General features: G+C 45.0%; 24 protein-coding genes and 1 other RNA gene. 21 read left to right on the top strand and 4 right to left on the bottom strand.

Annotation, left to right across the window (positions count from 1 at the left end; translation table 11 throughout):
- Positions 1 to 61: 61 nt before the first annotated feature.
- The 5 genes from ACH59B_RS16600 (at position 62) to rnpB (ending at position 3,857) form a co-directional block, all read left to right on the top strand.
- Positions 62 to 901, top strand: a complete 840-nt coding sequence (locus tag ACH59B_RS16600; protein WP_016821578.1) for a hypothetical protein — start codon at positions 62 to 64, stop codon at positions 899 to 901.
- Positions 898 to 1,659, top strand: coding sequence for a tRNA (adenine(22)-N(1))-methyltransferase (locus tag ACH59B_RS16595; protein ID WP_404302155.1), 762 nt, complete (start codon positions 898 to 900; stop codon positions 1,657 to 1,659). Before ACH59B_RS16600 ends, ACH59B_RS16595 begins: the two co-directional genes overlap by 4 nt.
- Complete coding sequence (locus tag ACH59B_RS16590) at positions 1,635 to 2,750, top strand: Nif3-like dinuclear metal center hexameric protein (protein ID WP_016821576.1); 1,116 nt, start codon at positions 1,635 to 1,637, stop codon at positions 2,748 to 2,750. The genes ACH59B_RS16595 and ACH59B_RS16590 overlap by 25 nt, the downstream gene beginning before the upstream one ends.
- 62 nt (positions 2,751 to 2,812) lie before the next feature.
- Positions 2,813 to 3,379 carry a flavin reductase family protein gene (locus ACH59B_RS16585; RefSeq protein WP_016821575.1) on the top strand — a complete coding sequence of 189 codons (567 nt, stop codon included), beginning with the start codon at positions 2,813 to 2,815 and terminating at the stop codon, positions 3,377 to 3,379.
- Between the two features lie 79 nt (positions 3,380 to 3,458).
- An RNA gene (gene rnpB / locus ACH59B_RS16580) (RNase P RNA component class A) lies at positions 3,459 to 3,857 on the top strand.
- Between the two features lie 276 nt (positions 3,858 to 4,133).
- Here rnpB and ACH59B_RS16575 read toward each other — a convergent pair.
- Positions 4,134 to 5,354: a PLP-dependent aminotransferase family protein gene (locus ACH59B_RS16575; RefSeq protein ID WP_019688045.1), complete on the bottom strand. Its 1,221-nt coding sequence runs from the start codon at positions 5,352 to 5,354 to the stop codon at positions 4,134 to 4,136.
- A 116-nt stretch (positions 5,355 to 5,470) separates the two neighbouring features.
- On the opposite strand from ACH59B_RS16575, the gene ACH59B_RS16570 reads away from it, so the two are divergent.
- Both ACH59B_RS16570 and ACH59B_RS16565 read left to right on the top strand, forming a co-directional pair.
- Positions 5,471 to 6,946 (top strand): PLP-dependent aminotransferase family protein, encoded by a 1,476-nt coding sequence (locus tag ACH59B_RS16570; RefSeq protein WP_045244387.1) that lies wholly within the window; start codon positions 5,471 to 5,473, stop codon positions 6,944 to 6,946.
- 88 nt (positions 6,947 to 7,034) lie between these two features.
- On the top strand, positions 7,035 to 7,265 hold the full coding sequence (locus ACH59B_RS16565) for a hypothetical protein (protein ID WP_013372124.1): 231 nt from the start codon (positions 7,035 to 7,037) through the stop codon (positions 7,263 to 7,265).
- 53 nt (positions 7,266 to 7,318) lie between these two features.
- Here ACH59B_RS16565 and ACH59B_RS16560 read toward each other — a convergent pair whose 3' ends face one another.
- Positions 7,319 to 9,199 (bottom strand): S8 family peptidase, encoded by a 1,881-nt coding sequence (locus ACH59B_RS16560; RefSeq protein WP_039276131.1) that lies wholly within the window; start codon positions 9,197 to 9,199, stop codon positions 7,319 to 7,321.
- Between the two features lie 185 nt (positions 9,200 to 9,384).
- Here ACH59B_RS16560 and ACH59B_RS16555 point away from each other — a divergent pair, with 185 nt between their 5' ends.
- From ACH59B_RS16555 to thiI, 6 genes are all read left to right on the top strand, one after another.
- Positions 9,385 to 9,891 carry a YpuI family protein gene (locus ACH59B_RS16555; protein ID WP_016821571.1) on the top strand — a complete coding sequence of 169 codons (507 nt, stop codon included), beginning with the start codon at positions 9,385 to 9,387 and terminating at the stop codon, positions 9,889 to 9,891.
- A gap of 188 nt (positions 9,892 to 10,079) precedes the next feature.
- On the top strand, positions 10,080 to 10,307 hold the full coding sequence (locus ACH59B_RS16550; RefSeq protein WP_025365350.1) for a DUF1540 domain-containing protein: 228 nt from the start codon (positions 10,080 to 10,082) through the stop codon (positions 10,305 to 10,307).
- 41 nt (positions 10,308 to 10,348) lie between these two features.
- Entirely contained in the window at positions 10,349 to 10,744 is a 396-nt protein-coding gene (locus ACH59B_RS16545; protein WP_016821569.1) for a hypothetical protein, read from the top strand.
- A gap of 163 nt (positions 10,745 to 10,907) precedes the next feature.
- On the top strand, positions 10,908 to 11,606 hold the full coding sequence (locus ACH59B_RS16540; RefSeq protein ID WP_016821568.1) for a lytic transglycosylase domain-containing protein: 699 nt from the start codon (positions 10,908 to 10,910) through the stop codon (positions 11,604 to 11,606).
- Positions 11,607 to 11,761: 155 nt separating this feature from the next.
- Complete coding sequence (locus ACH59B_RS16535) at positions 11,762 to 12,910, top strand: cysteine desulfurase family protein (RefSeq protein WP_117289016.1); 1,149 nt, start codon at positions 11,762 to 11,764, stop codon at positions 12,908 to 12,910.
- Position 12,911: 1 nt separating this feature from the next.
- Positions 12,912 to 14,138 (top strand): tRNA uracil 4-sulfurtransferase ThiI, encoded by a 1,227-nt coding sequence (thiI, locus tag ACH59B_RS16530; RefSeq protein ID WP_243537549.1) that lies wholly within the window; start codon positions 12,912 to 12,914, stop codon positions 14,136 to 14,138.
- Between the two features lie 68 nt (positions 14,139 to 14,206).
- Here the strand turns inward: thiI and ACH59B_RS16525 are convergent, their stop codons facing one another.
- Positions 14,207 to 14,902, bottom strand: coding sequence for a TerC family protein (locus ACH59B_RS16525; protein ID WP_016821565.1), 696 nt, complete (start codon positions 14,900 to 14,902; stop codon positions 14,207 to 14,209).
- A gap of 217 nt (positions 14,903 to 15,119) precedes the next feature.
- Between ACH59B_RS16525 and ACH59B_RS16520 the strand changes: the two genes are divergently transcribed.
- The 5 genes from ACH59B_RS16520 to ACH59B_RS16500 all read left to right on the top strand — a co-directional run bounded on the left by ACH59B_RS16520 (position 15,120) and on the right by ACH59B_RS16500 (position 21,388).
- Positions 15,120 to 15,779, top strand: a complete 660-nt coding sequence (locus ACH59B_RS16520; RefSeq protein WP_025365349.1) for a TerC family protein — start codon at positions 15,120 to 15,122, stop codon at positions 15,777 to 15,779.
- A gap of 162 nt (positions 15,780 to 15,941) precedes the next feature.
- Positions 15,942 to 16,433 carry a hypothetical protein gene (locus tag ACH59B_RS16515; RefSeq protein WP_016821563.1) on the top strand — a complete coding sequence of 164 codons (492 nt, stop codon included), beginning with the start codon at positions 15,942 to 15,944 and terminating at the stop codon, positions 16,431 to 16,433.
- A 293-nt stretch (positions 16,434 to 16,726) separates the two neighbouring features.
- Positions 16,727 to 18,568, top strand: coding sequence for a translational GTPase TypA (typA, locus tag ACH59B_RS16510; protein ID WP_016821562.1), 1,842 nt, complete (start codon positions 16,727 to 16,729; stop codon positions 18,566 to 18,568).
- 125 nt (positions 18,569 to 18,693) lie between these two features.
- Positions 18,694 to 19,755, top strand: a complete 1,062-nt coding sequence (locus ACH59B_RS16505) for an LCP family protein (protein ID WP_016821561.1) — start codon at positions 18,694 to 18,696, stop codon at positions 19,753 to 19,755.
- Between the two features lie 301 nt (positions 19,756 to 20,056).
- Positions 20,057 to 21,388 (top strand): PhoH family protein, encoded by a 1,332-nt coding sequence (locus tag ACH59B_RS16500; protein WP_019688036.1) that lies wholly within the window; start codon positions 20,057 to 20,059, stop codon positions 21,386 to 21,388.
- A 99-nt stretch (positions 21,389 to 21,487) separates the two neighbouring features.
- On the opposite strand, the gene ACH59B_RS16495 is transcribed toward ACH59B_RS16500, so the two are convergent.
- Positions 21,488 to 22,573 carry a coiled-coil domain-containing protein gene (locus ACH59B_RS16495; RefSeq protein WP_404302148.1) on the bottom strand — a complete coding sequence of 362 codons (1,086 nt, stop codon included), beginning with the start codon at positions 22,571 to 22,573 and terminating at the stop codon, positions 21,488 to 21,490.
- A gap of 296 nt (positions 22,574 to 22,869) precedes the next feature.
- Between ACH59B_RS16495 and ACH59B_RS16490 the strand changes: the two genes are divergently transcribed.
- The 3 genes from ACH59B_RS16490 (at position 22,870) to ACH59B_RS16480 (ending at position 24,998) form a co-directional block, all read left to right on the top strand.
- The gene (locus tag ACH59B_RS16490; protein WP_016821557.1) at positions 22,870 to 23,520 is read left to right on the top strand and encodes an RsfA family transcriptional regulator; all 651 of its coding nucleotides are present in this window, start codon (positions 22,870 to 22,872) and stop codon (positions 23,518 to 23,520) included.
- 103 nt (positions 23,521 to 23,623) lie between these two features.
- Positions 23,624 to 24,604, top strand: a complete 981-nt coding sequence (locus tag ACH59B_RS16485; RefSeq protein ID WP_404302146.1) for a ketopantoate reductase family protein — start codon at positions 23,624 to 23,626, stop codon at positions 24,602 to 24,604.
- Between the two features lie 4 nt (positions 24,605 to 24,608).
- The gene (locus ACH59B_RS16480) at positions 24,609 to 24,998 is read left to right on the top strand and encodes a DUF3397 domain-containing protein (RefSeq protein ID WP_013372105.1); all 390 of its coding nucleotides are present in this window, start codon (positions 24,609 to 24,611) and stop codon (positions 24,996 to 24,998) included.
- Positions 24,999 to 25,019: the final 21 nt, after the last annotated feature.

Here is a 25,019-nt window from a genome sequence, read left to right as displayed (position 1 = left end):
GCTTGAAGCGCGCAGAAGGTCTTTTTTTATCTCATGGCAGCCTTGGTGGAGGGGAAGAAGCTTGGACCAGGAGAAAAAACGGACAATACTGTTACATGAAATTGAGCATTGGCGGCAGAGTCGACTGCTCCCTGAGCAATATTGCGATTTTCTATCCAACCTGTATCGGGACGATGAAAATCCGGCACAAAGCCAGAACCGTAACAACACTGGGCTGCTTACATATCTTAGACACGGGCATGGGATCGCCTGGCTTCTTGGTTTTGTCATTATTTCCTGCATTTGTTTGATCGGTTTTTATTTTACCGCTTTTCCGTTGGCAATGCAAATATGCTCGGCAAGTGCAGTTACTGCCATTTGCTATGGAATGGCCGCGGTTTGGCGGTCTTCCGAAAAGAGTATGAGTGCAATGTTGAGCACTTTAGGCAGTGCAATTATGCTGGGTTCAGGTGTATGGATCATTCAGCTTCATCAGGGTGAAGCTAAGGTTTGGTTTCTAGTGCTGGTGGGCCTGTGCGGTTTGATATGGTGTCTCGTAGGATTAACTTTGCGCATCAGCTTGCTTCATTACTGTGGTCTTGCTGGGCTGCTTTTAGTGTATGCGGTGCTTATAGGCCGCTATTGGCCTACAGCTACTTTAGTGATGCTTGAGGTATTTTGGATTTTACACGCAGTATTGTTGATTGGATTAAGCTGGTGGGTACATCGCCGCTTTCCCCGTCTCGCGTTGGTTTATTTTACTATAGGACTGACCCTTGTGTTTATGGCGGAAGCAGACACGGTCGTCCTGCGCCATCAAGCAGCAGGCGAAGTGATGTTTTTTAGCATACTGAAGTTGGCTTTTGTCGTAGGGATTTTATTTTGGACTCGAAAAAAATGGATTACGTGGGTGACGTCATGAAACTTTCTCAGCGATTACAATATATTTTGGAACAAATTCCTGCCGGTAGCAGACTGGCTGATATTGGCTCGGATCACGGATTACTCCCTGTGGCTGCAGTGCGCTCTGGCAGAGTATCACAAGCCGTAGCGGGTGAGGTCAACGATGGACCATTGCGTGCGGCTCAAAAGCAGGTGGCTGAAGCAGGCCTTACAGATCGCATTGCGGTTAGAAAAGGGGATGGCTTGGCTGTAGTTAAGGTCAATGAGGTAGATGTTATTACGATAGCGGGCATGGGTGGTGCCTTGATCGCTTCCATTTTGGAGCAAGGGAAAGACAAGCTTGTTTCAGTGAAACAGCTTGTTTTACAGCCCAACGTAGGCGAGGATATTTTACGACGCTGGCTAATCAAGCATCAATGGGTATTAATAAACGAACATATTATGGAAGAAGACGGTAAAATATATGAAGTTCTGACAGCAGTACCTGCTTCCGAAAGCGCACTGAAACAGGACGAGCTGTATCGGCCATGGGAACTTCCTGGTAGTTCGCTGGTGCTGACAGAGGATTTGTTGATACTACTCGGACCGTTATTGGTCAAAGCACCCAATGAAATCTTTTTTTCTAAATGGCAATTGGAGATTCGCAAGCTTCAGGATGTGCTGGCGCAAGTGGCACGGTCAGATCAGGAATCCGCGCAGCATAAGCAGGAGCAATTGCGCAAGCAAATTGAACAGCTGAAGGAGGTACTTGCATGTTTGCCAAAGGACAGACAGTAATTAGCTATATGGAGCAGCTGGCTCCGAAATACTTGGCAGTTCCAGACGATAAAATTGGTCTTCAACTGGGTAGCCTGCAAAAGGAAATCAAAAGCATATTAGTAGCCCTGGATGTCAATGATGAGGTTGTTGAAGAGGCGATCCGCATAAAAGCTGATCTCATTATTGCGCATCATGCGATTATATTCCGCCCACTTAAAGCTTTGAACACGGACCAGCCTGCAGGCAGATTGTATGAAAAGCTGATCAAGAATGATATTGCTGTCTACATCAGTCATACGAATCTGGATACGGCAGAGGATGGCATGAATGATTGGATGGCAGAAGCACTGGGTATTCAAAGTGAAGGTACGCTGGAGGATGTTCACACCGAGCAATTATTTAAGCTTGTCGTTTTCGTACCCAAAACACATCATCAACGTGTACTGGATGCCGTACTGAATGCGGGAGCTGGACATATCGGTAACTACAGCCATTGCAGCTTTAACATCGATGGTTATGGAACTTTTGTACCGGGTAAAGGCACACAGCCGTTTTTGGGTGAGCCAGGTAAAATGGAACGTAGTGAAGAGGTTCGTATTGAGACTATTGTACCGCAGGGTGTACGCAATAAAGTTGTCCAAGCGATGCTGAAGGCTCATCCTTATGAAGAGGTGGCTTATGACCTTTACTCTATGGATTTGAAAGGCCGTACCTTTGGATTGGGACGAGTGGGCAAGCTCAAGGAAGCCCGCACGTTGCGGGAGTTTGTAGATGTTGTTAAAAACGGTCTCAACGTTGAGCATGTACGTGTGGTGGGTGACTTGGACCGTTGGATCAAAAAAGCAGCCGTGCTTGGAGGCTCTGGCAGTCGCTATGTAAATAAGTCGCTTTTTAAAGGCGCTGACGTATTAGTGACGGGGGATATCGACTATCACACGGCTCACGATGCCCTGATGGCAGGCATTGCTATTATTGACCCTGGACATAACGCAGAAAAGATTATGAAGCCTAAAACCGCAGAATGGATGCGCAAACGCTTGGCAGAAGGTCGATACTCAACGGAAGTATATGTATCAGAAGTGGACACCGAACCTTTTCAATTTTTGTAAAACCTTCACATCTATGAGAAAATAAAGGCGTACTATTACATTTTTTCGTAGGGAGAGGTTGTATGCGAACGATGATAGCCGATTCTGCGATTCATGCCTATCCAGGCATGGTTGCAATTGTTACTTCCCGTTATGAGGGAGTAAATAATGTAATGGCCTCAGGCTGGCATACATATATCGGATCATCACCGGGCATGTATGGCATTTCATTGAGGAAGGAAACGTATTCTTACGGACTGATTAAGAAAAGCGGAGGCTTTGGTGTTCAGTTTCTGCCTGCGCACAGATCGGAATGGATTCAGGCTGTAGGTACCTTTAGTGGTAGAGATGTAGATAAGTTTCAGCAGTTTGGGATTGCATATGAAGACGGAATTTCAGTGGATGTGCCTATATTGCTGGAAGCGTATCTCGCTTATGAGTGTAAAGTAGTGGATATTCATACCTACGGAGATCATGACTGGATTGTCGGCGAAATACAGCAGACCTACCGGGATGATGAACTATTCCTAGATGAGGACGTTCCTGATTTTAGTAAGCTTTCAATTCCGTTATACGTGGGAAGATCTGCTTATTACGTGGCAGATGATTCATTACAGAGAAAGGTACATCCGTTTTATTTGAGCAAGTAAAAAGAGTGCTCTATAATTTACAATATTTTCAGGGTTGTATCATGCACGCGTTCCCTGTATACTATGTAATGTTGTTCGGAAAGTTTAACAGACAATCGCTGGTGGCGTAAGCCACGAGAGGAAAGTCCGGGCTCCATAGGGCAGGATGCTGGATAACGTCCAGTCAGCGCGAGTTGAAGGATAGTGCCACAGAAATGGACCGCCGATGGCCGCTTGCGGCACAGGCAAGGATGGAACCGAGGTGTAAGAGACCCCGAGGAACGCTGGTGACTTCGTTCCTGGTAAACCCCATCTGGAGCAAGACCTAAAGGGACACAGCTTCTTCGCGAAGCAGCCTTAGCCCGAGGTGTGTCTAGGTTGGTCGCTGGAGCTGGATAGCAATGTTCGGCCTAGATAGATGATTGTCGCTTTTAGTGGGAGGGTAGTTCCCGTCTGTACCACGAATAGCACAGAACCCGGCTTACGGAAAACTTTCCCCACTGCAACACCTTAAAATGTATGAATCTATTTTATTAATGACCTGTTTGCATGAGAAATCTTTAATCCAAATGTATTTATTGCATTAAAAAGGGTGCGTCATATTCCTGTGGGAATGATGAAGCACCCTTTTTAATGCACAGCCGGATTGCGCAAAATCCGTACATTTATAGAATGAAGCCCCCAGCATAGCACTGGAGGCTTCATTCTGTTTTTTTGACTTACAAATCCTGTGTCGTATAAACGTGCGAGGATGAGACTTGCAATCAGCACTCTATTAACGCGCGTTTCTTACTACATTTTCCTCCATATACATCTTCAACGCCCGATCCAATCGGTCAACTGCTTTTGGAAGCAGGCTTGGATCGGTATGCGTGAAGTTGATTCGCATATGGTTGCTGCCGCTCAGGTCAGCATAGAAAACTTGTCCAGGCACAAATGCGACTCCTTCCTGAATCGCGAGTTGCAGCAACTGCTCAGAACGGAAGCCTTCAGGTAAGGTAACCCACATAAACATGCCACCAAGTGCATCATTCCAAGTGATTCCTTCCCATTGGCGTTCTTTCATTAACGATGTAAGACGCAGCATACGAGTGTGATACTCAGCGGACACGGTACGTATATGTCCCTCCAAATCAAAGAAGTCCAACAGTTCATTCAAAGCACGCTGGTCAATACTGCTGGAGTGCAAATCAGCAGATTGTTTGGCATTCGCGGTCTTAACGACGATCGCTTGATCGGCCACCAACCATCCAGAGCGAACACCTGGAGCGACAGTTTTAGAGAATGTAGAAGTGTACATTACATGACCGTCGCCACCTAGCTGTTGATCAATAGAAAATAGGGATGGGAAGTTAAGGTTCTCATCAAATTTGAGTCGCCCGTAAGGATCGTCTTCAAAAATTAAAGTTCCGTATTTACGGCATAGCTCAACAACACCTGTTCTGCGTTCCATACTCCATACACTTCCTGCTGGGTTGGAGAAGGTAGGGATGACATACACAAATTTTGGCTGATGCAGTTTGATTTTGGCCTCAAGATCATCTAATTGCATACCGTTAGCGTCTGTATTTACACTTACAATGTTAGCGCCATAGGAATTGAATACCTGAAGAGCTGCCAAATAAGTAGGGGACTCCACCAATACAGTATCCTGCGGATCAAGCAACACACGTGAAACTAGATCAATGGTCTGCTGCGAGCCTGTTGTCATGAGGATGTTATCTCTGGTGACGGAGATGCCTTGGGATGACATGATTGCTGCCAGACGTTCCCGTAGAGGAATGTATCCCTCGGTTAGGCCGTATTGAAGTGCGGTAGTACCGCCGAGGCGGAATACCCGCTCATAGGCTTTAGCAACCGCTTCGACGGGAAAGAAGGCATCGGCCGGAAGGCCACCTGCGAGAGATAATACATCTGTTCCCTGTGTCAGCTTCAAAATGTCCCTTACCATGGACGAGCCCTGAGTACGAGCCATACCCGAAAATTTGTATTCCAATCCAATCATCTCCTGTGTTCTATACTGTGCTAAGAAATTTGTTGTATTATATCGATAATGAAGTATAACAGTAAACGTCTAAATGTAACAGTTGATTTTTGGAGGGAAGGGTTCCGATGCATATTGATCTCAGCCGCAACAGCAGTGTCAAATTATATTTACAGATTACCAAAACATTAGCGGATCGCATTCAGTCAGGGCTCCTACCTCAAGGTACCAAGCTTCCCTCTATCCGTCATCTGTCCAGTCTGCTTGCGGTGAGTCCTGTAACTGTAAGCAAAGCGTATGCCGAGCTGGAGTCCATGAATCTGGTTACGTGTACACAGGGAAAAGGTTGCTATGTGGCGGAAGCTTCAGTACCGATTTATCGTGAGCGGACGCAGGATTTGTCTTGGCAGATGTCGCTCATCGATTATTTGCCGCGCGCGCAGTTATGGAGAAACTTTAATCATAGCCGAAAGGCTACCTATTCTTTTCATATAGCCGCAATACAACCGGAGCTTCTTCCCACGCGCGAAATCATCGCAGATACTCAACGTTTATCCTCTGAACATTCCGATGTAATGGCTGCATATGGGACTTTTGAAGGTGATTTAGAACTAAGAGAAGTGTTTGCAGACCACTTGAGTGAACGTGGTATACCTACAGTGGCAGAGCAACTGCTTGTGACCAGCGGAGCTCAACAGGGGATTGACCTAGTGGCGCGTACGTTTGTTGGCCCGGGAGATGTGGTCTACATGGAAGCTCCTACCTATACTGGGGCCATTGATGTGTTCACTAGTCGTGGTGCCAAAGTAATTATGATTCCGATGGACGAGCAGGGGATGCGGATTGATATTTTGACACGTCTCTGTGATACCCATCCCCCAAAATTGATCTATACGATACCTACCTTTCATAATCCTACCGGTGTAACTTTGACGATGGCCAGACGCACACAATTACTAGATCTGGCTCAAAGTTATCACTGTCTCATTGTTGAGGATGATCCATTTTCCGACCTGTATTACAAAGCAAAACCACCGCTTTCTATCAAGGCGCATGATCAATCCGGGCATGTTGTCTATATCAAAAGCTTCAGTAAAACTGTTGCTCCCGGTTGCCGTATAGCTTGTGTAGCGGCAACTGGGAGCGTAATGGATCGTTTAGTGGCTGCCAAGTCAACTACGGATTTGGGAAGCCCTCTATTAACGCAAAAAGCACTGCTACCCTTTATCAGAAATCGACTTGATCAGCATTTTGTTTCATTGCGAGAACAAATTCGTGATCGTCTAACTGTCGCATTGAATACGCTCCAGCGCTATGCTCCGCCAGAGGTTGCCTGGTATGCTCCTGAAGGTGGTCTCAATCTATGGATTAAACTTCCCTCTATGGTGGATATTCCAGAATTGGAGCGGGTAGCTGACCGTGAAGGCATTTCCTTTTTGCCTGGTGCGGTGTGCTATGCAGGTGGTATGGATAGTAATCATATCCGTATTTCTTTTTCGTATGCGGACAAGGAAACACTTAAATCAGGTCTGCGCAAGCTATGTCGTATGTTGGGCGAAATTCTTGATCATTCGGTCATTGTGGAACGAAAGCCTATTTTATAAGGGATAAATGTATTAGGGGGTAAACATCCAAGCACAGCATACGCCTTCTTAATATGCTGTACTAATTCACCGAAAGGAGTTGCACATTATGAGTCATTGCCATTACGACCCGGTTGTGTGCCCGCCGATCCAATTTGTAAATCATCAATTTTACCCACAGGTGGTGCCTGTTGTTCATCCGATTGAAATTATCAATCAGGCGCATGTTATACCTGTGCCCCACCACGTATTTCCGGTGGTTGTCAAGGATCCTGGTGACCCATGCTGTCATACTCGCAGTCATGGAAAGCGGCCTGTCCGTACCAGTTCCAAGCGTTAAGAAAGCCTAAAAAGGCAGCCATGGAGCAACATGGCTGCTTTTTCTGGGGTATCCTAGGCTTCCAGTTTCCTCAATAGGGATTTTAACTTGTCACTGAAATGCTGTGGATAGAATTGCAGGGGAACATACGGACGTTGTGCTGCTTTCAATGCTTTATACACGTCGATTTGACCATACCCAAAATATTTGTCATGTCCTGGTGTGCCCAAATCAATTACGCTGTCTCTCATTAAATCCATTACCTCTTTATTGGTTAGATCAGGGTTAATGGATCGAATCAGGGCAGCTAGCGCTGATACATGTGGACTGGCCATTGAAGTACCCGACAGCGCAGCATATTGATTCCCTGGATACGTACTGGCAATACTTGCACCTGGAGCCATGACGTCCACGTAATCGCCGTAGTTAGAAAAGGATGCGCGGTGCATAGAAGAATCTGTAGCAGAAACGGCAAATACTTCAGGGTATGCTGCTGGATAACCAGGTCGCTCCGTATTATCATTGCCTGTGGCTGCAACTAATACAACATCTTTGTCATAAGCGTATTTGATTGCATCATGCAAAAATGAAGCTTGTGCATAGTTGCCGAGACTCAAATTGATGACCTTGGCCCCGTGATCAGCTGCCCATATAATACCTTCTGCAACCGAGTAAGTCGTACCGGAGCCAGATTGGTCAAGTACCTTGATCGGCATGACCTTGTTGTACCACGTCATACCGGCGACTCCCTCACCGTTATTTACGAGCGCAGAAATGATGCCAGCGACATGCGTTCCGTGACCGACGTCATCATAAGGCTTTTCAGACGGGTTGACCACGTTATGCCCTGAAAGAATTTGACCTTTTAGATCAGGATGATCCAAATCCACTCCTGTATCTACAACCGCGACAATTACATCCTTGCTGCCTTTGCTTAGTTTCCAACCTCTGTTGGTTTCGGTAGCAGGCAGGTTCCATTGATAGCGAGAAAAAAGCAGATCATTAGGAATAGAGCTGTCCGCTTTGATAGGTGCTTTCTCATTAGTCAGATACACATAGTGAGGCTCAGCATAAAGTGGATTCCACTTTCGTGAAAAGTATTGCTTTAGCTCTTTAAAGTTCATCTTATCCGAATGAAATACATAAGTATAACCAAGCTTGCGACCTGGCTCACAATGTAAGTCTGCTGCAATTTCCTGCAGTTGTCGTGAATCAGGATTGTGACGGAAGCGAACCACAATTTCGTTTTCAAAATAATGGCTTGCATTTTCGTTGTCGTGTCCCGTTTTGACCGTGATATCGTGCAATGTGTCGGGATGTACGGATTCGATTTTGTAGCTACCTTCTTTTGGATAGGGAATTAAACGCAAATTTTTGCGCTGGTGCTTCTCCACGTCACGCAATACTTGCTGACTGACTAGAGCAGCAACACCGCATGTTCCGTCAGCCGATGGTTCAGCCATGACGAAATATTTACCGCCTTCAACCTGAAAAGCAGCCGATTCATAGGATTTATTTTGCGTGACGGAACGACGAGCTGCAGCCAAGCTGCTTTGAATTTGAGGATGGCTTAGCAGACTTGTCTGTGCTTTGCTACCTGTATAGGTGTTAGTCTTTCCGTCCCTAATGTGAATCCACTGGAGCGTATGAAGATGACTGTGTGATTGCTGCAATGTGTGGGTGAACTGTCTTTTCTGATCGGCAGTTTTACCATTCAGCTCCCGCATTACGTATTGAATATCCTGTCTTGCGTCCATCCGTGTGAGGGTATCTGTAGCGGACAGGTCCAAAGCCAACATTCCTTTTTTAAGCTGCTTCTCCTGCTGTGGTACCATCTTGGTCGTATATTCGGGCTGTGGTGTGTGGCGGTGATCGCGTGAAGGCAGCATCAGTGTGATCAGAAGCACCCCGGCAGCTGCTCCAAGCAGGGGTTTTAACCATTTTCGCCGAGACATGAACCGTCCTCCTTAAGTATTCATAAATTTATGGTTTAGCGTGAGGAGGTTGGCATGTTTTTATACCTTTCAATGCTTATTTGTGGTAGGATAAATACTGAAAATTACAGCTCTTTCGGTTAGAAGGGACTATTTTCGGGTAACCAAATTGATGAACAAGCAACAAATAAGGGGGAGCTGCCTTGATGTCAGCAGTCAACGTACAAAAATTATGTGAGTCGGCGCAGGAGAGACTGAAAACTGCCGTAAAACGTGTGGAAACATTTCTCAATGAGCATGCTCTGCCGCAACTGGCTGTGGATGGCAATGAGGAGTCTGTACTTTTTTACAAAGGTTTTTTATCGGATCTCCGCCATGTCCTTGTTTTTTCCGAAGTATCCTATGAAAAGCTGGGTGTGGCTTTGCGCCGTGCCAACTTTGACGTCGATTTTGCGGAAAAGGCATTGTATAACGTATACCATGACTGCGTGAACAGCTTTTTTTATCCCAAAAATGAATCTTACGCAGAGGACGGACGCTATGCTTATACGGGACAAGATGCTATCCGCTTCCGTAAAACGCCTGTGCCAGCCGCACGCGAAGTGATCATGGACATTACGAAAAATTTTGAAGAATTGCGTGATGATCTGACTTATTATGAAAGTGATTATTTGACACAGCGCCGGATGCAGACTCGTCGTACTCATGCCTAAAGCATTCAATCCAGAAATTCATTTCTAATCAAAAACTAAAACAAGACAAGCAAGCCGTTTTCTACTTGTTTCCTGCCAGTTTGGAGGAGACGAAGGGAAGCGGCTTTTTTCGTATGTCACCAACTGCCATATGCCATGAACGCATAGGTGCAGACGAGCGGGGGGACAATGAATCCGAGGTGATGATCATGAGCCAAGAGGCCAAGCCAATCGTAAAGTGCAGTGTAGCCAATTGCCATTATTGGGGAGAAAACAACTTTTGCAAGGCAGATTTGATCATGATTGAAGTAGATGGTCATGCCGGGAAAAAATTTAAAGAAGAATATGCGGGGGAAAGCTTTAGTTCAGAAGAACGTGATAAGGCTGCAACGTCTGCTGCAACCTGTTGCCACACCTTTAAGCCGAAGTCTCTGTAGATTTATTACGCGATTCATTTCCATTTGGAGGTGCAGGAATTATGGAAGATCATGAAAACGATAAGCATAAGAATGAAGAGCATGTTAGCCGTGAACGTGTAGATTATCCTCGTCACGTTCAGGAGCGCTCTGCCAAGCGCCGCCATCATCGTGAGGAATATGCCGCAGAGGTTGCTCCTGGCTCGCCAGTTGTGACCAAACATGAGAACAAGGGTGAAGAGCAGGTTATAAACAATAGTGGTCGTATTTCCGGCTATATTGGGCTGGCTGCTGGTATCGCATCATTGTTTATGTGGTCTATTGTGCTGGGACCCATTGCGGCAGTTTTAGGATTTTTTGCTTATGTAAATGGCAGTAAAACAACCGGTATTTGGTCGATTGGTCTTGGCGCATTGGCAACCTTGAGTTATTTTGCTTTTATCCCGTTTGTGCGCTAACCCTGTTGGGTAAAGGTTCCGATATCTTAGCTCCGCTGTCTTTTCGACAGAAACGGAGCTTTTTTTCATTAAAAAGTATGGAAGTACATAGTAAAAAGTTGTATCATAGCAATAACGACAAGCTATTTGGGATATAACAACTATAGAAAGTTGGGAACACCACATGCAAATTGATCCGCGCGTGTCCAAATCTATGTTAGACATGCAGCTGTTAAATAATATGAGTGCTACGACCCAGACGGGTACAGCGGATGCTTTTTCTGGATTGCTGGAACAAGTAGGTCAGCTGGAAACAGATGATGCTGTCACCCAAGAAAATTCAGGCGATGTTACCAGAGATGAAAACGGCTTGCTCTGGCTACAACTGGGACCTTCGAGGGGAACGGCTTCGCCATTGGCAGTCTATCCGGCTTCTTCCAATGCGGCAACGGACGGACCTACAAAAGCTACAGCGTATGATAGTTTGATTAATGAGGCAAGTCAGAAATACGGCGTTCCGGTAGCTTTGATTAAAGCAGTTATTGATACGGAATCTTCATTTAATCCATCGGTTACTTCTTCGGCCGGAGCCAAAGGACTTATGCAGTTGATGGATGCTACAGCTCAAGGTCTGGGAGTTAGTGACCCCTATGATCCTGCACAAAATATTGATGCTGGCGTACGCTATTTGTCTTACCAGATTAAACGTTTTAACGGACAGGAAAATATGGCGCTGGCTGCGTACAATGCAGGTCCCGGACGGGTGCAGCGGCTTGGAGTAAGTAGTGATGAGCAGTTGATGTCTGTACTGGACAAGCTTCCGGTAGAAACGCAAAGATATATTTCCAAAATTCAGAATGCACGTGAAAAATATACCATCTAAGCCCTATAGCTTATAGCATAAAAGTGCGTAATTTCAATTCGATTAGGTCCGCAGACAGGATCAATATGGGGAAAGGGTGTCGCTGTAATGAAGCGGCCTTTCCCTGTTTTGGTCTTTTTTTGTTGTAGCAGTTGTGGGGCAGAAAGGGGAGTTTGATGAAATATTTTGATTATGCCGCGACAACTCCGCCTTTTGAAGAGGTGATTACAACCGTTGCCGAGGTAATGAGACGCCATTATGGCAATCCATCTTCCATGCATCGGTATGGAGAGGACGCGGATAAGTTGATTAAGCGCTCGCGCGAAGTATGCGCTGCAGCTTTGGGAGTATCTCCTTCAGAGATTGTCTTCACATCCGGGGCAACGGAAAGTAATAATCTTGCCGTTAAGGGAGCAGCTTTGCAGTATCAGACTAGAGGCAAACATATCGTTACTGTATCGACAGAGCATCCGTCTGTGTATGAAGCATGCAAACAGCTAACAAATTTGGGTTTTGAGGTTACTTTTTTACCTGTGGATGAGGAAGGTCATGTGACTGCCGAACAGGTTTGTGCAGCTGTTCGTAAAGATACGATTTTAGTTAGTATCATGCATGTCAATAATGAGACGGGAAGAGTGCAACCGTTGCATGATATCGGAGCTGCGCTGAAGAAACAGTTCCCTCGTGTCCTATTTCATATTGACGGTGTACAGGGGTTTGGAAAGCTGCCGGTTGATATCCGGGGGTGGCAAGCTGATCTGTATAGCCTTTCAGCGCATAAGCTACGTGGACCCAAAGGTGTGGGGTTGCTATTCGTTCGAGAAGGTGTAGAGCTTTTCCCACTGCTTAGTGGCGGCTCTCAGGAGCAAGGGGTTCGTGCGGGTACCGAAAATGTACCATCGCTTGTCGGTATGTCCAAGGCGGTACGGCTGGCGGGCGAACGACAAGCAGAGACAGCACAGCGCATGATTGAGTGGAGAGAACGAGTGGCTGCAGAATTGAAAACAATCCCACAACTGCGGCTGAACAGTGGGAAAGAAGCGCCGCATATTGTCCACTTTTCGTATCCGGGCATGAAGGCCGAGGTACTGCTGCATACGCTGGAGCAATTGGGTGTGGCAGTGTCCACCAAATCGGCTTGCTCTTCAAAATTAGCCGAGCCCAGCCGGGTACTGCTGGCGATGGGCCGCAATGAGGCAGAAGCAGCCGGCGGCATTCGTATCAGCTTTGGTGATGAACATACGGAACAGGATATCGACGAGCTCATACTCGCACTTCGACAGGCTGTAGCCAAGCTGGAATCCCTTGAAAGGTGGAAACGTTAAAATGCACTATGATATGCTGTTACTTCGCTTCGGCGAATTTACATTAAAAGGGAAGAATCGTGCTCGTTTTGAAAAGGCTGTACTGAAACACGTAAAACTGCTGCTTAAGCCCTTTCCAGGTGCCTCTTTGCGCAAGGAATTTGGACGGATTTATGTGGTTCTCGGGGGAGAGCCTTATGAACAGATCATTCAAGTATTGCAAAAGGTGTTTGGCATCACGACGATTAGTCCTGTCAAAATGGCTCCTGTTGAGTTGGATGCTATCATTGAGACGGCTGTAGCTTTAATGCATGAGCTGAACGTAGACGAGGGAACAACATTCAAGGTAAATGCCCGCAGAGTATGGAAGGAGTTTCCCCATTCTTCACAAGAGATGAATCATTTAATTGGTTCTCCTCTATTGCGGAATTTTCCGGCGCTGAGGGTCGATGTACGTCAACCTAATATTGAGCTGCGTGTGGAGGTAAGAGAGCAGGCGGCATATATTTTTAGTGATGTTATTATGGCTGTAGGGGGCTTTCCGTTAGGGACGAACGGCAAAGCTATGCTGCTGCTGTCCGGTGGAATTGACAGTCCGGTAGCAGGATGGTCATCCATGCGTAGAGGCTTGGAAATCGAATGTGTACATTTTTATAGCTATCCATTTACAAGTGAGCGTGCGAAAGAAAAGGTTATTGATTTGGCAAAAGTATTAGCAGGCTACGCGGGCCGAATCAAAATCCACCTTGTGCCGTTTACAGAGGTGCAGACGGCCTTTACTCGCACTGGGCAGGATAATTTGATTATTACGCTAATGAGGCGGTCTATGCTGCGAATTGCAACGATGCTGGCAGAGCGTGAAGGAGCATTGGCACTCGTGACGGGCGACAGTCTGGGTCAAGTTGCTAGTCAAACGCTATCCAGCATGAATGTGATTGGTCGTTCGACGGAACTCCCCTTGCTGCGACCTCTCGTCATGATGGATAAGCAGGAGATCACAGAAATCGCTAAGCAAATTGGCACCTACGATTTATCCATTCTCCCGTATGAGGATTGCTGTACATTGTTTGTTCCCAAATCTCCCACGACCAATCCGAATTTGTGGGTAGTGCAGAAGATTGAAGCTTCTATTCGGGATTTAAATGCTTTAATCGATCAGGCTGTAGCTACAACGGAGACGGTTGTCCTTGAGGCAGGCGGAGCTATAGAGGGGCGTAAAGAGGAAGTTATACAGGAAGATTGGTTTTAATAAAAAAGGCAGACCCGCAACAGTGTTGGGTCTGCCTTTTTATTTGGGTTGTGCTTTTGAAAACTCTTTTAGACGGCTTTTTCTCGACGGGCTACTGCTCTGCGATTTTGAAGATATCCTGTGAGCAAGATCCCAGCCATAACGGTGGCAATAAACAAGATACGCAGCGCCGGATGCTCTGTAAAGTATGGTGCCAGCTTACGTTCTTCAGTGATCATATTAGAGGCCGTATAACCAAGCACAGCCGATCCTAAATAGATGATCCATGGGAATTTGTTGATCAGCTTGATAAAAAGAGTGCTTCCCCATACAACGATCGGCACACTGATTAACAGGCCCAGTACTACAAGTATCAAATGTTGCTGGGCCGCGCCAGCAACAGCAATCACGTTGTCCAGACCCATTGCCGCATCGGCGATAATAATGGTGCGGATAGCACCCCATAGCGTTGTGCCTGCTTTAACTTCAGCATGATCCTCTTGGTCCACGAGCAACTTATACGCGATCCAGACTAGCATCACACCCCCAATGAGTAACAACCACGGTACTTGGAGCAACCAGAGTACCACAATAGTGGCTGCTATGCGGATGAGCAGGGCACCCCCGGTGCCGTATAGAATCGCTTTTTTTTGCATTGCAGGAGGCAGCTTTCTGGCGGCAAGCCCAATTACAATTGCATTATCTCCTGCGAGTAGAAGGTCAATAAATATTACATTAAGCAATAGCCAAAAGAACTGAAGTACAGACATGTCAATCGTTCTCATCTCCCTGATTAAACATCCTCAAAAACATTGCATGTTGTTTATGTTAATACCCGTTTTTCGGAAATACGATTCATTATATTGCTGTTTGTTATTGAATTCAAGGTATATACTCAACAAATTGGATATCAGTTATTAATAAATGATGACTTATTTGAAATGCCTGCAAGCATAGCCTCGTCCAATTTCGCATACATGTAGGATGGGGGTGTTTGTACATATGGAGCATATCATTTTGCTATTGAAAATATTAATGATTAATTTGGTGCTAAGCGGTGATAATGCAGTTGTTATAGCCATGGCGAGCAAAAACTTGCCTGCAAGGCAGCGAAGTCAAGCAATATGGTGGGGGGCAGTCGGTGCGGTCCTTCTGCGCTGTGTGTTGACTTTTGTAGCTGTTATTTTGCTGGGCATACCTTTTATTCAGGCGGCGGGCGGTTTACTTCTGTTATGGATTGCATTCAAGTTGCTGTATGAGAATGATGATCATGTAGGAGTAAGAGCGGAAACAACCATTTGGAAGGCAATACAAGTGATACTAGTAGCAGACTTTGTGATGAGTCTAGATAACGTGTTAGCTATTGCAGCTCTAGCCAATGGGGACATTGCTATTATAGTCATTGGTATCGCAATTAGTATTCCGATTGTCGTCTGGGGCAGCAATGTGATAGCAATCTGGCTTCATCGATTCCCGATCCTTGTTCTGCTGGGATCTGCCATTCTGGCCTTTACGGCAGGAGAAATGCTATTGCGTGATCCCAAATTGGGCATATGGTTAGCAGTCATGGGTGAGGTTATACATGCATGGTTACCTCTCTTGCTGGCCGTAGCAGTTGTCATTGCAGGAATATATCGACAGCTACGGACCCGTCATATTTGAACGTGGTTTTTTTGGAAAACATCGGCTAAACTAGACATAGGGTTTTGCAGATGCCGGGGAGTTTGCTCGGTTTTTGTAAAAACTCTATATTCATAAAAGTGTACTTAAAAATAACTACATTTAATGACTCAAAAACAAATCCAGCAAACAAAGGAGACCACGATGAATTCCGGAAAAGAGCGTATGATCGGAGTAGGCATTGTTGCCGTAGGACTGATTATTTTGTTGGGGAAATTGGGGACGTTCTCCTTCTTGGGACGCAACCTTTGGCCCTTGCTGATTTTAATACCTGGAATCGTGCTGCATGCAATGTATATGATGCGCAAGGTATCACCCTTTATGTTGCTGCCGGCAGGGATTTTGTCGGTATACGGCTTCCTCTTTTTTCTCTGCAATACTTGGGGATGGCATTTAATGGTCTACTTATGGCCTATGTTCCTTCTAGGTGTGGCGATTGGATTATGGGAGTATGCCATTAATGATATTTCGCTTTCTCGCAATGTATACACAGGGAGCGTGCTATTAGGCTTGATATCGGTGCTATTATTAATTATTACCTTGCTAAGTACAGGCATCATGTATATTATCGCCGTTTTGCTGATTGGAGCTGGAATCTGGTTGGTCATAAACAACCGTAGCAAACGCAACTGGTAAACCGACAAGCTGTGCAGATTTCATGGCGGTAAATTACGGAACAGGCAATAATGTCTTGCTTTATGACATATTTCTACTATAATATAATGGATATGAAAAGAGCGTCGGAATGATTTCTGACGCTTATTTTAAGGTTTTCACGCGAATCGGAGAGAGAAGCTGTCTGTATAAAGCCTGAAACATATAGAAGGCTGGCAGGGAGTGGGCCTAAAGAACGATTGTTAGCCTTGAATGAGCATTGCTTCAGGATAGAGACACTATTTTGATATACGGAAAGGATATGGATACAAACCATGCATGCAAGAGAGAACATTCGCAATATTGCGATTATTGCCCACGTCGACCACGGAAAAACGACACTTGTCGATAAGTTGCTTCAACAGTCTGGAACATTTAGAGAACACGAGGCTGTTCAGGAGCGCGCCATGGACTCCAACGATCTGGAACGTGAACGCGGTATTACGATTTTGGCTAAAAATACAGCTATCACTTACAAAGATTACCTGATTAACATTGTAGATACACCGGGACACGCCGACTTTGGTGGTGAAGTGGAACGGATCATGAAAATGGTTGACGGCGTTTTGCTCGTCGTTGATGCTTACGAAGGCTGCATGCCGCAAACGAAATTCGTACTGCGTAAAGCGCTGGAACAAAATCTGACGCCTATCGTTGTAGTCAATAAAATTGACCGTCCGGCAGCTCGTCCAGCAGAAGTCATTGACGAAGTACTGGATCTGTTCATCGAGCTGGGTGCAAATGATGATCAATTAGAATTCCCTGTTGTGTACGCTTCGGCACTGAACGGAACCTCCAGCTTGGATGCTGAAAAGCAAGATGACAACATGCAAGCATTGTACGAAACAGTGGTAGAGCATATTCCATCTCCAACTGAGAAAGTAGATGAGCCTCTTCAATTCCTCGTAACACTGATGGACTATAACGAATACCTGGGCCGAATTGCAGTAGGTCGGGTGAACCGCGGTATTATCAAGCAGGGACAAGCGGTCACAGTTATCCAACGTGATGGCAGCAGTAAATCAGCGCGTATTGAGAAGTTGTTCGGCTTCCAAGGACTGAAACGGATTGAAACCGATCAAGCAGGCGCTGGTGACATTGTGGCGATCGCGGGGATTAAGGACATCAACATTGGTGAAACCATTGCCGATCCAAATCATCCTGAAGCGTTGCCTGTACTGAAAATTGATGAACCTACACTGCAAATGACCTTCTTGGTTAACAACAGTCCATTCGCAGGTCGCGATGGTAAGTGGGTAACATCTCGTAAATTGCGTGAGCGTCTTCTGAAAGAACTCGAAACAGATGTCAGCTTGCGTGTTGATGAAACCGATAGCCCGGATGCCTTTATTGTATCTGGACGTGGTGAATTGCATTTGGGAATCCTGATTGAAAACATGCGTCGTGAAGGTTACGAACTGCAAGTGTCCAAACCGGAAGTTATCGTTAAGGAAATTGACGGTAAAAAAATGGAGCCAATCGAACGTCTCCTCATTGATATTCCGGAAGAAAGCATGGGTGCAGTTATGGAAAGCCTGGGCTCCCGTAAAGCCGAAATGGTCAACATGATTAATAACGGTACTGGACAGGTTCGCTTGGAATTCCTGATCCCTGCACGTGGTTTGATCGGTTACACTACAAACTTCCTTACTTTGACTCGTGGCTACGGTGTAATGAACCATGCATTTGACAGCTATGGACCATTTGTTGGCGGTCAAGTAGGTGGACGTCATCAAGGTGTACTCGTATCCACGGAAAACGGCACCTCTACATTTTATGGTATGCTGGGCGTAGAAGATCGTGGTATTTTGTTCTTGGAGCCAGGGACTGAAATTTATGAGGGTATGATCGTTGGTGAGCACACACGTGATAACGACATTGTCGTTAACATCTGTAAGGAAAAACAATTGACAAACGTTCGCTCCGCAACAAAAGATGATACAGTTAAATTGAAAACACCTGTTATCTTCTCTCTGGAGCAGGCGCTTGAATACCTGAATGATGATGAGTATTGTGAAATCACTCCTAAATCCATTCGTTTGCGTAAAAAGATCTTGAACAAAGGTGAGCGCGAGCGTGCGGAGAAACAACGTAAAACAGCACAAGCAAATAGTTAATTCATAGGATTGGTCTTTGGCCACAGCGGCGACGCCCGGAAATGGGATGCGCCGCTGTATGTGTTTTAGGATTGTAAACTTGGAGAAAGCTATATTTCTCAAAACGCAGGAAAAGGTGTTGAAGCATGAGTAATCTTTCGAATGGATTGCCTCCCCGGACACAAAGCGGGAAAAAATCCGCCAAACCGAAAAAAACGAAAAAGAAAAAAAGCTTTTTCAGATCGTTTATGAAGTTTGTCTTATTTCTACTCATTATAGGTATCTTGGCAGCAGGTGGTTATACCTACTATATTTACAATCAGGTAGAGGAAGTTTTGGATACTGGAATCAACAAGGAAGTGCCCAAAACGCAACTGGCTGAGGCTAAGCCTTTGACTATTTTATTGCTTGGAACCGACTATCGCCCTGACCATCCGACGTATTTGTCAGATGTTATTATGGTAGCTACATTGAACCCTAGTACAAAATCGTCTACCATTGTGTCCTTGCCTCGTGATACGCGTCTAGAAATGGATGGGTATAAACCACGCAAGCTGAATGAGTATTATCCGGTGTTTAAGGCTAGAGAGAAAGACTCTGGTGAAGTTGCTGAAGAGCAAATGAAGAAGATGATCGGCAAATATTTAAACATTAATATTGATTATGTAACGGTTATTAACTTCCAGGGCTTTAGAGATGTTGTAGATAATCTAGGTGGCGTAGATGTAACGGTTGACAAAAATATGTGTTATCGAGACCGTGCTGATGGCACCGATATTAACTTGACAGCTGGGGCCAAGCATTTGAACGGTGACCAAGCTCTTGATTTTGTTCGCTACCGCAAGTCGAATTGTCGTCCGAGAACGGCTGAATCTGACGACTTTGATCGCAATCGGCGACAAAATCAGGTGCTTCATTCCCTAATTGACCAAATGCAATCCTTTAATGCTTTGACCAAGTTTAGTGCAATTATTAAATCGGTTGATAAGAATATGATGACTGATATCGAGTCACAGCAAATGAAAAATATCGTACAAACCTATTGGAATATTTCCAAGCAAAATGTAAAATACAATCCTGTATCAGGAACGTGGCGTAGCCCTTATGTGTACATTGATGAGCAACAGCTCGATTTGGCCAAACAAGCGCTACAAGAGGAATTAGCCAAAAAAGCAAGCGACAGCACTGAAGCTTCTTCCAATTCCTGAGTATGTATCTTTTTCCCCGCTTATGTTATACTCGCAGCGAGTAAAGCTCTTATATAGCATAAGGGGGTTGAGGTATGTCTAAATTTAAAGTGAACCCAGTCTAGGTCCAGTGAGCAATCACTGGGCCTTTTGTGTCTAATTTTAAAAATGTACAGGCTCTGAGGCTATCTTCAGCTACACTTTTCGTTGCATTATGCTGTTTTGGGGTTCTTTTTTCAGGGAATCAGCAAGTATTGGGTAGCCAGTGAATAGGTATAGGTATGAAACATGAGATTGTCCACGCCGCTTTGGAGGGGATTTAATGAAGAAAATTTTTGTGCTGGATACGAATGTGCTACTGCATGATCCGAAAGCCATTTTTACCTTCAAAGAACATGAAGTTGTTATTCCAGCTGTTGTTCTGGAAGAAATCGACTCCAAAAAACGCAACGCGGATGAGATTGGACGGAATGCCCGTAATGTATCGCGATTGTTGGACGGGTTGAGAGAAGTGGGGCATCTTCACAGCGGCGTTCCACTTCCCCAAGGGGGAAGGCTTAAGGTTGAGTTAAACCACCGGAGTTTTTTGAAAGTCCAGGAGATGTTCGGGGAGGTTTCGAACGATAACCGGATTTTGGCAGTTGCCTTAAATTATCATTTGGAAGAACAGGAGCAATCTGATCCGCGTTCGGTGGTGTTGGTTAGTAAAGACGTATTAGTCAGAATCAAGGCAGATGTATTGGGGCTGCTGACTGAAGACTACCTATCCGATAGAACGGGCGATCCAAGTGAGTTGTACCCCGGATACTCAGCGATACAGGTGCATCCGTCCATCATAGATGAATTTTACTCTAACCGTTTCTTACCAATCAAACCACTGAAACTACCTTATACACTGTATCCACATGAATTTGTTATTTTGAAAGATGAAATGGGCACTGGAAAATCAGCATTGCTGAAAGTAAACCAGGAGGCAGAGCGATTAGAACCTTTGTACTTAAGTAACGAATCGGTGTGGGGAATCAGCGCGCGTAATGCTCAACAACGGATGGCATTGGAGCTTTTGCTTAATGATGATATCCCTCTTGTGACGATTACTGGAAAAGCAGGTACAGGCAAAACGCTACTGGCACTGGCGGCGGGGTTGCTTAAAGTAGAGGATGAGCATCGCTTCAAGAAACTGTTAATTGCTCGGCCTGTTGTTCCTATGGGCAAGGATATCGGTTATTTACCGGGAGAAAAGGAAGAAAAGCTTCGCCCCTGGATGCAGCCAATCTACGACAATCTGGAGTATCTGTTTGATGCCAAAAAATCTGGGGATATCGACAAAATCTTGATGGGCTTGGGCAGTATTCAGGTTGAGGCGCTCACTTATATTCGCGGACGTTCGATACCTGGGCAATTTATTATTATCGATGAGGCGCAAAATTTATCACGACATGAGATCAAAACGATTGTGTCTCGGGTAGGTGAGGGAAGTAAAATCATTCTGATGGGAGATCCGGAGCAAATTGATCATCCTTACCTAGATGCAGCCAGTAATGGCTTGACCTATGTGGTGGAGCGGTTTAAGCAAGAAGGGATTAGCGGACATATTATGTTGGAAAAAGGAGAACGCTCCAAGCTCGCGCAGTTGGCAGCTGATCTGTTATAACCCCTGATCGTTATTACAAATAATGAAGACCTCGGGAACATCCCGAGGTCTTTTGTTTTGTTCATATCAAAAATCAGAACAATGTAGGTGAGCAAAAACTTACTTAAAACTTAATTCGAGCTTAACTTCAAGAATACCTTTTAAAGCATGTACTTCTGTAGCTTTGACGTATGATATAAGCTGCTGTGGATAGAAGCCGAGATCAAAATCTTCTTCCAGTTTGTTGCGAGTCGTGTCCGGCAATTCCAGTCCGTTAAATACCAGTCGATCTACATGAAATAGAATGGCATTTTTGGGTTCATTCTCTACTGTATAGTGACCTTCTACCCTCAATTTCATCGTTCCTTGCTGACCTTCTACCACAATCTGATCCTGCACGAAGAAAAAGTTGAAGTGATTAAACAATTCATTCTCTGACTTTAAAAAACGGTTAAATTCTTCTTCACGAATGCTTATCGTAATGATTTTTCCATTTGTAATCATAGCACCTTGCTGTTGTTGAATGAATTGGGGTAAATCCTGCATCGCTTGAGCTAATGCTTTAAAGTGTTTATTTACCTCGTATACCCCTACATTCTCCCAATAAGCTGTCATTTCGCCAATTAACTTGCGTAGAGTATCAGGGTTATCGCTGGCGTTAACGCCGTCATCTACACGCGACTGGAGTTGGAGAATCCGTTTACGTTGTGCCAGTAGGTTTGTTTTAACCGTCCCCAATTCCGTCGTGGCTTGGGCGACTTGCTGCTCTGTTTTTCGCATAAATTGATAATTGGATTCGTATTCTTGAAGCACATCCTGATCGTGACTAATCAATAATAAGTAATAATCGTACAAAGAGAGAAGTTGCTTTATACTTTTAGCCCCTAGCACTACACTCAGCAGCTTGTCCCTTTCTCCCATATAGTAAGATCGAAGCACAGAACCTGCACGCTTACGTTGTAGGTTCATTTGCTCCTGTTGATCAGCTAGACTACTACGCAGTTCCTGCTGACGCTGTAAAAGAGCCTGCTGTTCCTGACTAATCCGCTCGATTTCATGGTCGATCTCCACGATAGACAGGCTATCTTGTAAAATCTGATTTTCTTCAGGAGAGGGAGCGGCCAAAATAGGACGTACATATATGGAAGTCAGCATCATTATGAGGACCAGCAGGGTGCAGATCGCGATTTTTATTCGTTTATTCATTTAGTTTCCCCTTTTATGTATTCCAGAAAAAGACTAATGGTAATGTATATGATCCTTTTTTATTCTTTAACCATTCATTTTATTGTACAGCAGTCAGAGCATGCGTGAAACCCGAAACTGTTTACTTCACGTATGAGTTCTGGCAGAAATGGAAATACAATTTAGTATCAAATAGATTCTATGAACTCTACGAGAGGCATAGGAATGAATAAACAGCTTTTATACCCTATTCAAATACCGGCAAGATCGGTTCATGAAGACGGTTATTTCAGGATGTTGTTAGGAGGGCTAGAGGCATGACTGCAATAAGACAAGATGCATGGAGTGCGGAAGATGACTTGATATTGGCGGAGGTGACATTGCGGCATATCCGGGAAGGTGGAACACAGCTCGCTGCGTTTGAGGAGGTTGGACAAAAAATAGGTAGAACCTCTGCGGCATGCGGCTTTCGTTGGAATAGCTGCGTGCGCAAACGTTACGATGAAGCGATTAGCATTGCCAAAGCGCAGCGCCAGAAGCGCAGTTATATTCGCAAGCAGAGCCCAGTAGGTGTATCGCAGGTAGCGGCCTTTGCCACGCTCGATACAGTCGAAGGGGGATACAGAACCGATGGCACGAGTGAAGATACGTTATCTATTGATGCTGTAATTCGCTTCTTGCGTCAATGGAAGGGATCTGTGCAGGAGACTAATCGGCAGATTAAGATGCTGGAGAAAGATTTGCGGGAAAAGGAAGAAGAATTAAATCAGCTTCGCTCCATTAATGACCGGCTGTCCAAAGAAGTGAATGATGTGCAGACCGACTATCGTGTTGTAAATGATGATTATAAAGCTCTGATTCAGATTATGGACCGTGCCCGGCGTTTGGCTTTAATCACTGAAGATGAGGAAGAGCTTAAATCCAGGTTCAAAATGGACGCTAATGGGAATCTGGAGCGCATTGAGTAGCAAGATTACAATAGCTATCTAAATAAAACGTCAACTATCGCTTGGCCGTAGTTGGCGTTTTTTGTTATTACATTGGAGTGCATATGATATAGTAGAAAAAAAGATGGAAGCGAGACGATACAAAGTGATTGATATTATTGGAGCGGGTTCGCTGGGATTGCTGTTTGCCGGGAGATTATCGGCCTCGGGTGCTACAGTAAGGCTGTGGACACGAACACTTGAACAGGCACAAATCATTGCTCGTGAAGGGATTACTGTGCTTGATAAGGAGGGACAGGTGGTTGTTCATGTATCGGGGGACCAATTAAAGGTAGCGCCATTGGCAGATTGGCAACGGTTAAATTCACAGACTTCGGCACGGTGGATCATGTTTTTGACCAAACAGGGGGCGATAGAAGAAGTATTGGCGCAGATCCAGCCTGTAGCTCAAACGGAAACAGGTACAGGGATTATTTGTTTACAGAATGGAATCGGTCATATAGAACGCATCAGGCAGGCGTGGCCTAAAGCTGTAGTATATCCTGCTGTGACAACCGAAGGAGCCAAGAAACAAGGCGCAGCATCCATTGTGCATGCAGGATCGGGCGTGACTGAAATTGGATATTCGGAGGAAGTAGAGGGAGAGCACAACACTGATTTCAAACAATATGTGTTAAATCGGCTGCTTGCAGCAGGATTTGACGTTTGCTTGTCGAAAGAAATCGAGAAAGGGATTTATCGCAAGTTGTTGATTAACGCTGTGATCAATCCACTGACAGCCGTATGGCGAGTTCGGAATGGCGAGCTGCTATCGGAGCCTGTTCGAATACATATGATGCGTAAGCTGTATGATGAAGGCATTCAAGTATATGAAGCTCATGGTATCCGCTGGGAAAGCGCATGGTGGGATCAAATTATGGATGTTTGCCGGGCAACGGCAGAGAATCACTCGTCTATGCTAGCTGATGTACTTGCACATTCCATGACCGAAGTTGCTTCCATTAACGGGCAACTGGTGCAGATGGCAAAGCGAGCTGGGATTAGTGCGCCAACTCATGAGGTATTGTGGCAATTAATTGAAGGAATGCGGCTAAAAGAGGGGTGATCAGTTGAGTCTTATACAAGGTACTATTATCACTTTCAGTATTCTTCCCTTTTTTCCGTTTTTGATCGTGTTTGCGGTTTGTCGCTACATTCTTAAAATGGAAAAGAAGAAATCATTGCTTACTTCTATGGATATTACCACTTTTTTTCTGATATTTTCCGTCGCAGCACTCTTTAATGTCCTATTTACATCCCGATTCGGTTTTTATTTGATTCTACTGCTCTTGTTACTGGCATTGGGTTTAATTGGAGGAGCTCAAAACCGAATAAAAGGAAAGGTTGATGGTAAAAGATTATGTAGAGCGGTCTGGAGATTAACTTTTATGGCGATGACATTGGCGTATACTTTGTTGACTGTTGTTGGTATATTTAAAAATATATTCAACTCTATGTGATGAAATATGACATGAAATGAT

The organism is Paenibacillus sp. DP01 (assembly GCF_044784315.1).
Classification (GTDB): domain Bacteria; phylum Bacillota; class Bacilli; order Paenibacillales; family Paenibacillaceae; genus Paenibacillus; species Paenibacillus polymyxa.
This window is presented reverse-complemented; position numbering and strand designations above follow the sequence as displayed.

What these genes read in the sequence shown, in the direction of transcription:
- ACH59B_RS16595 (WP_404302155.1), top strand. Translation starts at nt 898, where the DNA reads ATGAAACTTTCTCAGCGATTACAATATATTTTGGAACAAATTCCTGCC.
- ACH59B_RS16590 (WP_016821576.1), top strand. Translation starts at nt 1,635, where the DNA reads ATGTTTGCCAAAGGACAGACAGTAATTAGCTATATGGAGCAGCTGGCT.
- ACH59B_RS16585 (WP_016821575.1), top strand. Translation starts at nt 2,813, where the DNA reads ATGCGAACGATGATAGCCGATTCTGCGATTCATGCCTATCCAGGCATG.
- ACH59B_RS16570 (WP_045244387.1), top strand. Translation starts at nt 5,471, where the DNA reads ATGCATATTGATCTCAGCCGCAACAGCAGTGTCAAATTATATTTACAG.
- ACH59B_RS16565 (WP_013372124.1), top strand. Translation starts at nt 7,035, where the DNA reads ATGAGTCATTGCCATTACGACCCGGTTGTGTGCCCGCCGATCCAATTT.
- ACH59B_RS16560 (WP_039276131.1), bottom strand. Translation starts at nt 9,199, where the DNA reads ATGTCTCGGCGAAAATGGTTAAAACCCCTGCTTGGAGCAGCTGCCGGG.
- ACH59B_RS16555 (WP_016821571.1), top strand. Translation starts at nt 9,385, where the DNA reads ATGTCAGCAGTCAACGTACAAAAATTATGTGAGTCGGCGCAGGAGAGA.
- ACH59B_RS16550 (WP_025365350.1), top strand. Translation starts at nt 10,080, where the DNA reads ATGAGCCAAGAGGCCAAGCCAATCGTAAAGTGCAGTGTAGCCAATTGC.
- ACH59B_RS16545 (WP_016821569.1), top strand. Translation starts at nt 10,349, where the DNA reads ATGGAAGATCATGAAAACGATAAGCATAAGAATGAAGAGCATGTTAGC.
- ACH59B_RS16540 (WP_016821568.1), top strand. Translation starts at nt 10,908, where the DNA reads ATGCAAATTGATCCGCGCGTGTCCAAATCTATGTTAGACATGCAGCTG.
- ACH59B_RS16535 (WP_117289016.1), top strand. Translation starts at nt 11,762, where the DNA reads ATGAAATATTTTGATTATGCCGCGACAACTCCGCCTTTTGAAGAGGTG.
- thiI (WP_243537549.1), top strand. Translation starts at nt 12,912, where the DNA reads ATGCACTATGATATGCTGTTACTTCGCTTCGGCGAATTTACATTAAAA.
- ACH59B_RS16525 (WP_016821565.1), bottom strand. Translation starts at nt 14,902, where the DNA reads ATGAGAACGATTGACATGTCTGTACTTCAGTTCTTTTGGCTATTGCTT.
- ACH59B_RS16520 (WP_025365349.1), top strand. Translation starts at nt 15,120, where the DNA reads ATGGAGCATATCATTTTGCTATTGAAAATATTAATGATTAATTTGGTG.
- ACH59B_RS16515 (WP_016821563.1), top strand. Translation starts at nt 15,942, where the DNA reads ATGAATTCCGGAAAAGAGCGTATGATCGGAGTAGGCATTGTTGCCGTA.
- typA (WP_016821562.1), top strand. Translation starts at nt 16,727, where the DNA reads ATGCATGCAAGAGAGAACATTCGCAATATTGCGATTATTGCCCACGTC.
- ACH59B_RS16505 (WP_016821561.1), top strand. Translation starts at nt 18,694, where the DNA reads ATGAGTAATCTTTCGAATGGATTGCCTCCCCGGACACAAAGCGGGAAA.
- ACH59B_RS16500 (WP_019688036.1), top strand. Translation starts at nt 20,057, where the DNA reads ATGAAGAAAATTTTTGTGCTGGATACGAATGTGCTACTGCATGATCCG.
- ACH59B_RS16495 (WP_404302148.1), bottom strand. Translation starts at nt 22,573, where the DNA reads ATGAATAAACGAATAAAAATCGCGATCTGCACCCTGCTGGTCCTCATA.
- ACH59B_RS16490 (WP_016821557.1), top strand. Translation starts at nt 22,870, where the DNA reads ATGACTGCAATAAGACAAGATGCATGGAGTGCGGAAGATGACTTGATA.
- ACH59B_RS16485 (WP_404302146.1), top strand. Translation starts at nt 23,624, where the DNA reads ATGGAAGCGAGACGATACAAAGTGATTGATATTATTGGAGCGGGTTCG.